Here is an 8,462-nt window from a genome sequence, read left to right on the forward strand (position 1 = left end):
GGGGGGGGGGGGGGCGGGGGGGGCCCCGGCCCCCCCCCCGGCCCCCCCCCCACCGGCCTACAGACCGTCGGCGAGGAAGCGCGTCACCCGATGGGGCTGGGTGCGATCGTCAGGCCGAGCTCGTCCGCGCGCTGCTGGATCTTGTCGCGGATGATCTCCATCTGGACGCGCGAGTTGCGGTTGATGTTGTCGGTCATCCACGCGTCGTCCACCGGGGCGGTGTCCTTCATGGCGAAGTCCTGGACCCAGCGCATCCGCACGCCGTCGGGCTCGTCGTGGTACTCCCAGCGGATGTGCATGTGGGCGAACGGCCCGGTCTCCACACGCTGCGCCCACACGGTGCGCAGTTCGCGGTTCGGCTCGCGCTCCGACACCCAGCTCCAGACGTTGCCGTCCGCGTCCGGGTGCATGGTGAGCCGGAACGTGACCTTCTCGCCGTCGCGTTCCATCACCTCGACCGAGGCGTACTCGGTGAACAGGTCGGTCCAGCGCTCGACGTCGTTGGTCATGTCCCAGACCAGGTCGAACGGCGCGTTGATGATGATGCTGTTGTCGGTGTGTCCGGACATCGCGTCATACTCCGGAGGTGAGTTGGGAGTTCACCAGGTCGATGAACTCGCGGGGGGTCTTGCAGCGTTCGGCGTCGGCACCGAGCGGGATGCCGTGGCTGTGCTCGATGTCGCCGACGACGGCCATCAGGCCCAGGGAGTCCAGCCCCAGATCGGCGAAGGCCGAATCGGCGCTGTTCTCCAGCTCCTGCGGGTCCGCGGTGATGCCGGCGGACGACTTCATCAGGGCCGACAGGTCGTCATAGGTGAAGGGCCCGTTCATGGGCGCGTCCTTTCGTCTCGTCGTCTCGTCGTCTTGCGTGAGCGCGGTCGCGCTGCCCGGTTGTGGCTGTGTGGGGTGCCTGGTGCCTGGTGCCTGGTGCCGGGTTCACGGGCTGGCGTCGCCGCCGCGCAGCACGAGCGCGGCGTTGCAGCCCATGAGGCCGCGGCTCAGCACCAGGGCGGTGCGTACCTGCGCCGCCCGCGCCCGCCCGGTCACCAGGTCGATGTCGTAGTCGGTGGAGAACACCCCGGGGGTGGGCGGGATGACCCCGTGCTCCATCGCGAGGACGGCGGCGGCCACGTCCAGGACCGGTCCGCCGCAGTACGCGCGGCCGATGCCGGCCTTGGGCGCGGTGACCGCGACGTTCGCCGCATGCGCCCCCAACGCGTCGCCCAGCGCCAGCACTTCGGCTTGGTCGGCGGCGGGTACCGCGAGGGCGTCGGCGAACACCACGTCGATTTCGTCCGGGCCCACGCCGGCCTCGGCGAGCGCTTGCCCGATCGCGCGGGCGAGCCCCTGGCGGGAGGCGGCCCAGTCGTCGGTCCCGGTGAAGGTGGCACCGTGTCCCGCGACCGTGGCGCGAATCGCCGCACCGCGCCGCTCCGCCGCCTCGCGCTCCTCCAGGACCAGCACCGCACCGCCTTCGGCCGGCGCGAAACCGCAGGCGGCGGCGTCGAACGGCAGGTACGCGCGCGCCGGGTCGTCGGCCCGGCTCAGCTCGCGGTAGCCCAGCTGGCACACCATCGAGTACGGGGCGATCGGCGCCTCGGCGGCCCCGACGACCATGGCGTCCGCGCCGCGCATGATCGAACGCCCGGCATGCGCGATCGCGTCCAGGCCGCCGGCCTCGTCGTCGGCGAGAACGGCGCACGGCCCCTTGAAGCCGCCCCGGATGGAGATCTGGCCGGTGCTCGCGGCGTAGAACCACGCGATGGACTGGTACGGGCCCACGAGTTCGGGCCCGGTGCCCCACAGGTTCTGCAGCTCCCGCTGTCCGAACGCGCCGCCGCCGGAACTGCTCGCGGTGGCCACGCCGATCGCGTACTCCGGCAGATCCGGCGTCCCCGCGTCGCGCAGCGCCTGGTCGGCGGCGTGCAGCGCGAAGTGCGTGAACCGGTCGGTCTGTACGAGGAACTTGTCCTCGACCGTGCCGACGGGATCGAAGTCCTCGATGAGCCCGGCCACCGTCAGCGGAAGGTGGTCGCAGCCGTCACGGGTGATGCGGGTCAGCCGCGGCGTGCCTTCGCGCGTGGCCTTCCAGAACGAGTCGGTGCCGATGCCGTTCGGGGCGACGACGCCCATTCCGGTGACGACCGCGCGTCGTGTCGTGTCCATCACTGCGCACTCCCCGAGCGGATCGGTCCGTCCACCGAACGGCGGTCCAGGACCACGGCGGACTGGAAGCCCCCGAACCCGCTGCCGACCGACAGCACGGTCTCGAGGGCTGCTTCGCGGGCGGTACCGGGCACGTAATCGAGATCGCACTCGGGGTCGGGCGTCTCGTAGTTCGCGGTGGGCGGCACCACGCCGTGGGCCATCGCCAGGGCGCAGGCCGCCAGTTCGATCGCGCCGATCGCGCCGAGCGAGTGGCCGACCATCGACTTGATGGAGGTCATCGGGGTCGTCCGGGCGTGCTCGCCGAGGGCGAGCTTGACGGCGGCGGTCTCGTGGCGGTCGTTCTGCTGGGTCCCCGAACCGTGCGCGTTGACGTAGTCGACGGCGGTCGGGTCGAGCCGGGCGTCGTCGAGGGCCCGGCTGATCGACTCCGCCATCTCCAGACCCTCACGGGTCAGCCCGGTCATGTGGTACGCGTTGCCGCGCGTCGCGAACCCGCCGATCTCGGCATAGATCGGCACGCCCCGCCGCAGCGCGTGACCCATCTCCTCCAGGACCAGCACCGCGCAGCCCTCGCCGAGGACGAACCCGTCGCGGTGCGCGTCGAACGGACGCGACGCGTGCGCCGGGTCGTCGTTGCGCGTGGAGGTGGCCTTGATGGCGTCGAAGCAGGCGACCGTGATGGGCGAGATCGGGGAGTCCGACGCGCCGGCGAGGTAGATGTCGGCGCGGCCCTCCTCGATCGCGTGTGCGGCGTACCCGACCGCGTCGAGACCCGAGGTGCACCCGGTCGACACCGTCTGCACCGGCCCGCGCGCGCCGAACTCCTCGGCGACCTCGGAGGAGAGCGCCGCGGGAGTGAAGGCGCGGTGCAGGAACGGGTCGGCCGCGCGGTGGTCGACGTCCCAGCGCACGCCGTCCGGACGGACGGCGACGCCGACGTAGTCGTGCTCCAGGCGCGTCGTGCCGCCGACGGCCGTACCGAGGGACACGCCGATGCGCCAGGGGTCTTCGCCGCCCAGGTCGATCCCGCTGTCGCGGACCGCCTCGGCCGCCGCGGCGAGTGCGAACTGCACGTAGCGGTCGGCACGTCCGGCCCGCTTCGCGCTGACCCCCGAGGCGGCGGCGTCGAAGTCGCACTCGGCGGCGATGCGGGAGCGGAAGGGCGCCGGGTCGAAGAAGGTGATGCCCCGGGTCGCGGTGCGTCCGGCGGTCAGCAGGTCCCAGAAGGCCGGCACGCCGACGCCGCCCGGGGCGACGACGCCGACGCCGGTGACCACCACACGGTGCTTCACGTCGCGCCGCCGATGCCGGGATGCGGCTCGGCCGGGTCGGCCGGGGACTCGGTGTCCACGTGGCCCAGTTCCGGCCGGGGGGCGAGCGGCGCGAGCTGGAAGACCATGCGCGCCTCGGTACGGCTCGCGTTGCGGAACCGGTGCCGCATCTCGCGCGGGATCATCAGGCTCTGCTCGGCCCGCAGTTGGTGGGTCACGCCGTCGAGGTCCACCTCGAGCTCGCCCTGCACCAGGTGCACGAACTCCTCGGAGTACGGGTGGTAGTGCTCCGAGATGGTCTCGCCCGGGGCCAGCAGCGCCACCCCCATGAACCCGCTGGTCGAACCGACTGTCGTGGGGCTCAGGGTGACCCGGAGGTCGCCGCCGCGGCGCACGTTGGGTGGTACGTCGTCCAGGCCGACGATGCGGACGGACGCGGCGCAGCAGGCCTGGCCGTCGGACGCCGGTGATTCGGGCTGGGGAGCTGTGTCCTTGATCGGTGCGGTCATGCGTGCCACCTCCGAGTGGCCGGCGCGACGCGTGCGTACGCGTCGCGCGAAGGTTGGAAGGATCCGCCGGACCGGACCGGCCGTGTCCTTTCGGACGGGCCGGTCCGGACCGGCGGGGGAGCGGCGGGCGACGGAACGCTCAGGAGACGTCGGCCGCGTGCCGGTCCGTCACCGGCGTCATGGCGCAGGCCGCGAGCAGGCGCCGCAGGCCGGCCTCGTCCGCCAGGTCCGCCTGGTGCTCGTCCAGGAGGCGCCCGATCCGGGGCGCCGCCTCGGCCGGGATGCCGAGCAGGACCGCCGGGTCGTCGCCGGCGCCGGGGCGCAGGTCGACCACGCGGACCAGGAGGTCCTGGCGCAGGTACACGGAGACACCCGCGAACGGGCCTTCCGGGTCGGCGAGGAACTCCTCGTCGTGCGCGGCCAGGATGCGGGCGACGGACTCCGCGGCGCCCGGCCGTACCGGGTACAGGAACGCCTTGCGCTCGGCGCGGTCGTCGCCGGCGCGGGCGTGCGCGGCGGTGCGCTGGAACGCCTCCGCGAGTGCCGCCCGCATGAAGAACTCCCGTGCGCCCTCCGGGTCGTCCAGGTCGCGGGGCTCCACCAGGTACGGGTTGAGCGCCTCCTCGGCGGCGCGCACCTGCGGCTGCCGTGCGACGTGCGCCAGGGCGGCACGCATGTCGCCCCGGATCTCGATGGCCCGCACGACGACGTTGCCGTGCATGAAGACCGAGGTACGGCGCAGCGACGTGGTCTCGTCGACGTGCGGGTCCGGCGGGTCGTAGTCGCTCAGGATCCGGGCGACCTCGGCCGAGCTGCCGGGTTCGACCGGGAAGCTCAGCGCGCAGCGGATGATGCCGTCGGCCGCCGCGGTCGGCGGGCGGAGGGCGGGCGCGGCGCCGGTGCGCGGCTCGCCGCCGGACGGGATCGGGCCGGTGGCCGGCGGGTGGAGCGTGCCGGTTTCGCGGGCCACCGCGTACCGCAGCGAACGGGTGCCGCGCACGCAGCCGTGCAGCGGGCGGACCATCAGCTGGTGCTCCGGGCTGTCGACCCAGGCGAGGAACCGGTCCGAGTCCGCCCATTCGCTGGTGATGAGCCACTGGGTGGGATCGTCGATGGACTGGCAGAGCTGGTCGCGCAGGTGGCCCGGAACCCGGGCGACCTGGTCGCGGATGCTCTCGTAGGCGTCCAGGAAGCGCTGCTGCGAGCCTTCGTGGATCTCCAGCATCAACAGCACGCGCAGCCGCGATCCGCTCGGCCCCTGGGCCGTCCCAGTGCGGTCGCTGTGGTCTCGGACGGTCGTGTCCATATCAGTCCTTCGCTCGTGGGCCCCGGAATCGAGCGTGGACGCGGATGTGACGGAAGGCACCTTTTAAAGGCATATGGGTGATATGTCGACAGGCGGCGCGGATCGTGATCCGTCGCCGGGCACAAGCCACTTCGGCGGATGCCCGGGGCCGAGCGAGAAGGCGGAATGTCGATGAGTGACGAGGGGCGCGGGGACGAGGGGCGTCGGGACCGGCGGCGCCGGGACGAGCGGCGCGGGGGCAATGTGGACGGCGACGGCGCGCGCGGGGGCCGGGCGTGGGCGGGCGGTGGGAGCGGCGCGGGCGGCGTCGAGCACGTGCCCGTGCTCGTGGTCGGCGGTTCCCTGGTGGGGCTGTCGACGTCGGTGTTCCTGAGCCGGCTCGGGGTCCGGCACATGGTGGTGGAACGGCACACCGGGACCTCTCGGCATCCGCGGGGGCGCGGCAACAACGTCCGCACGATGGAGCTGTTCCGTACCGCCGGCATCGAGCAGGGCATCCGGGACGCCTCCGCCGTGCTCGCCGACAACCACGGCATCCTCCAGGCCGAGACCATCGCCGGGGACCGGCAGGAATGGCTCTTCAAGGAGATCGATCCGGGCGGTGGCCTCGCCCGGTTCTCACCCAGCTCGTGGTGCCTGTGCAGCCAGAACGACCTTGAGCCGGTGCTGGTGCGCTACGCCGCCGAACTGGGCGCACCGGTGCGCTTCGGCACCGAACTGGTCGGGTTCGCGCAGGACGCCACCGGGGTGACCGCGGAGCTGATGGCGCGCGACACCGGCGAGCGCCGGACGGTACGGGCCGACTACCTCGTCGCCGCCGACGGCCCGCGCAGCCCCGTGCGCGAACGCCTGGGGATCGGGGTGTCCGGGCCGGGCGACCTGTTCCACAACGTCAGCATCACCTTCACCTCCAAGCGCCTCGCCGAGTTCGTGGGCGAACGCCGGTTCATCGTCTGCTACTTGACGCACCCTCAGGGCGAGGGGGCGCTGCTGCCGGTGGACAACACCGAGCGCTGGGTGTTCCACGCGCCCTGGCATCCCGAGGACGGCGAGTCGCTCGACGCCTTTACCGACGAGCGCTGCGTCGCGCACATCCGTGCCGGGATGGGGGTGCCGGATCTGGACGTACAAATCACCGGAAAGGCCCCATGGCACGCCGCCGAACGGGTGGCCGACCGGTACCGCGACGGACGGGTGTTCCTGGCCGGCGACTCCGCCCACGAGATGTCGCCGACGGGTGCGTTCGGCTCCAACACCGGCATCCAGGACGCGCACAACCTGGCGTGGAAGCTCGCGGCGGTGCTCGGCGGGCACGCGGATCCCGGGCTCCTGGACACGTACGAGGCGGAGCGGCGCCCGGTGGCGCTGGCGACCGCGACGCGCGCCTCCACGCGTTCGGCCGAGCACAGCCACCCGGGCTACGCGGCTCCGCCGATCGCGGGGCCCCCGGTGGCCGGGCCGCCGGTCGCGGGGCCGCCGGTCGCGGGGCCCCCTGTGGCCGAGCGTCCGGTCCCTGGGCCGCATACGACGGCCGGGCGGCCGGCGGCCCGGCCACCGGCGGGCGGGCCGCCTCCCGGAGTTGCCGCAGGCGGACCTCCCGGAGGTGCCGCAGGCGGGCCCCCCGGGGGTGCGGGGCGGCAGCCCGGCGTACTCGGCGTCGTACTCGGATACCGCTATCCGGCCGGGGCCGTGGTCGGCGGCGACCCCGAAGCGCCCGTCGTGCCGGAGGCGTTCCGCCCGCCGAACGGTGAGCCGGGCACCCGGGCGCCGCACGCCTGGGTGCGCCGCGTGGGCGAGCGGGTGTCGCTCCTGGACCTGTACGAGACGCGGTACGTGCTGCTGACCGGCGATGGGCCGGCCGGGGAACCGTGGCGGCAGGCGGCAGCCTCCCTGGGCGCGCACCTGGCGGTCTACCGGGTAGGCCCCGACAAAGCGGCCTCGGACGCCGGAGCGGCGGACGACGTTCTCGTCACCGAGGAAGGCGTGGACTGGGCCGCACTGCACGGCGTGGGCGGTGAGGGCGCGGTCCTGGTGCGGCCCGACGGGTTCGTGGCCTGGCGTTCGCCCGGCGCCGCGGCCGATGCGAAGCGTGAACTGCGCGACGTGGCAACGGCGTTGTCGCTGCGCGTCGCCGGAACATGAGTGCCGCGGGGCGCACATAGGTCGTGCCCCCGAGCTCCCGCCGGGCCCTGGCCGCCCTTCCAAGCGCCGCAACGCAGCGCTCGAAGGGGCAGCCAGGGCCCGCGGAAGTTGGAGGACACCCCTGCCCCCTCGCGTACGCGGACGGCGGATGCCGCCGGACTGTTCGGGTCCGGCGGCATCCGCCGTTCAGTGGGCGGCGTCAGTCGCGGTTCGCGAGCGTCAGCCGCCGGGCACGAGGTGTGCGAAGACCACGACGTTGTCGGGGTAGTCGCGTTGCTTCTTGTCGTACACGCCGCCGCAGGTGATCACGCGCAGCTGGGCGTCGGAGGTCTGCCCGTACACCCGGGCGTCGGGGAAGGCGTTCTTGGCGAACGACTCGACCGAGTCCACCTCGAACGTCGCGGACTTGGCGTCCATCCGGTCCACGGTGATCTTGTCGCCCTTCTTGAGGCCGCCGAGGGCCCAGAAGACCGCCGGGCCGGACTTGGTGTCCACGTGGCCCACCATCACCGCGTTGCCGCGAGCCCCGGGGGCCACGCCGCCTTCGTACCAGCCGGCCAGGTTCCGGTTCGTCGCCGGGGGCACGGTCAGGATGCCCTTGGCGTCCAGTCCCAGCCCGATGACCGGTGCGTCGACGTCGATGGCGGGGATGCGGATCCGCAGCGGCGGGGAGGCCTTCATCGGCCGCGCCGCGGGAGGTGCCGGGGCGGGCGGTGCCGGGGGCGCCGGAGCCGGGGCGGCCGCCGCCGGGTTCCCCGGGGCCGCGGGGGCCGTCGCGCGCGCCGCCGCGGGTTGCGGCGGTTCGCTGTCGCTCTTGAGGTCGTTGCCCACCATGGCCACGCCGAGAATTACCGCACCGGCGGCGACGGCCGTCAGTTTTGCGCGTCCCATTCGCCTGTCCTCCGGAGACACAGATAGTTGTCCTGCTTGGCTCGGGCCGGCCCGGAGAGCTCCGGGTGGGGAGATCGCGGTACGAGTCGCGGGGCCCCGCGGGGCGGGGGCGGTGGGCGGGGGGGGGGGGGCCGGCGGGGGGGGCGGCCCCGGCGGCGGGGGGGCCGCCCGGGG

Annotated in this window: 8 protein-coding genes; 1 reads left to right on the forward strand and 7 read right to left on the reverse strand. The window is 73.6% G+C overall.

Features of this window, described 5'->3' with window-relative positions; translation table 11 throughout:
• Positions 1-83 precede the first annotated feature (83 nt).
• From ACWD12_RS19060 to ACWD12_RS19085, 6 genes are all read right to left on the reverse strand, one after another.
• Positions 84-569, reverse strand: a complete 486-nt coding sequence (locus tag ACWD12_RS19060; protein WP_358365063.1) for an SRPBCC family protein — start codon at positions 567-569, stop codon at positions 84-86.
• Between the two features lie 4 nt (positions 570-573).
• Entirely contained in the window at positions 574-831 is a 258-nt protein-coding gene (locus tag ACWD12_RS19065; protein WP_358365065.1) for an acyl carrier protein, read from the reverse strand.
• A gap of 105 nt (positions 832-936) precedes the next feature.
• Positions 937-2,166: a beta-ketoacyl synthase N-terminal-like domain-containing protein gene (locus ACWD12_RS19070; protein WP_450100490.1), complete on the reverse strand. Its 1,230-nt coding sequence runs from the start codon at positions 2,164-2,166 to the stop codon at positions 937-939.
• Positions 2,166-3,461, reverse strand: coding sequence for a beta-ketoacyl-[acyl-carrier-protein] synthase family protein (locus ACWD12_RS19075; protein ID WP_450100491.1), 1,296 nt, complete (start codon positions 3,459-3,461; stop codon positions 2,166-2,168). Before ACWD12_RS19075 ends, ACWD12_RS19070 begins: the two co-directional genes overlap by 1 nt.
• The gene (locus tag ACWD12_RS19080; protein WP_358365073.1) at positions 3,458-3,949 is read right to left on the reverse strand and encodes a cupin domain-containing protein; all 492 of its coding nucleotides are present in this window, start codon (positions 3,947-3,949) and stop codon (positions 3,458-3,460) included. Before ACWD12_RS19080 ends, ACWD12_RS19075 begins: the two co-directional genes overlap by 4 nt.
• 139 nt (positions 3,950-4,088) lie before the next feature.
• A complete protein-coding gene (locus ACWD12_RS19085) occupies positions 4,089-5,255 on the reverse strand; it encodes a SchA/CurD-like domain-containing protein (RefSeq protein ID WP_450100492.1) in 1,167 nt (388 codons plus the stop codon).
• Positions 5,256-5,426: 171 nt separating this feature from the next.
• On the opposite strand from ACWD12_RS19085, the gene ACWD12_RS19090 reads away from it, so the two are divergent.
• A complete protein-coding gene (locus tag ACWD12_RS19090; protein WP_450100493.1) occupies positions 5,427-7,397 on the forward strand; it encodes an FAD-dependent monooxygenase in 1,971 nt (656 codons plus the stop codon).
• 219 nt (positions 7,398-7,616) lie between these two features.
• On the opposite strand, the gene ACWD12_RS19095 is transcribed toward ACWD12_RS19090, so the two are convergent.
• Positions 7,617-8,288, reverse strand: a complete 672-nt coding sequence (locus ACWD12_RS19095; RefSeq protein ID WP_450100494.1) for a class F sortase — start codon at positions 8,286-8,288, stop codon at positions 7,617-7,619.
• Between the last annotated feature and the right edge of the window lie 174 nt (positions 8,289-8,462).

The organism is Streptodolium elevatio (assembly GCF_053592165.1).

Coding starts and splice junctions, on each gene's coding strand:
- ACWD12_RS19060 (WP_358365063.1), bottom strand. CDS start 569: ATGTCCGGACACACCGACAACAGCATCATCATCAACGCGCCGTTCGAC.
- ACWD12_RS19065 (WP_358365065.1), bottom strand. CDS start 831: ATGAACGGGCCCTTCACCTATGACGACCTGTCGGCCCTGATGAAGTCG.
- ACWD12_RS19070 (WP_450100490.1), bottom strand. CDS start 2,166: ATGGACACGACACGACGCGCGGTCGTCACCGGAATGGGCGTCGTCGCC.
- ACWD12_RS19080 (WP_358365073.1), bottom strand. CDS start 3,949: ATGACCGCACCGATCAAGGACACAGCTCCCCAGCCCGAATCACCGGCG.
- ACWD12_RS19085 (WP_450100492.1), bottom strand. CDS start 5,255: ATGGACACGACCGTCCGAGACCACAGCGACCGCACTGGGACGGCCCAG.
- ACWD12_RS19090 (WP_450100493.1), top strand. CDS start 5,427: ATGAGTGACGAGGGGCGCGGGGACGAGGGGCGTCGGGACCGGCGGCGC.
- ACWD12_RS19095 (WP_450100494.1), bottom strand. CDS start 8,288: ATGGGACGCGCAAAACTGACGGCCGTCGCCGCCGGTGCGGTAATTCTC.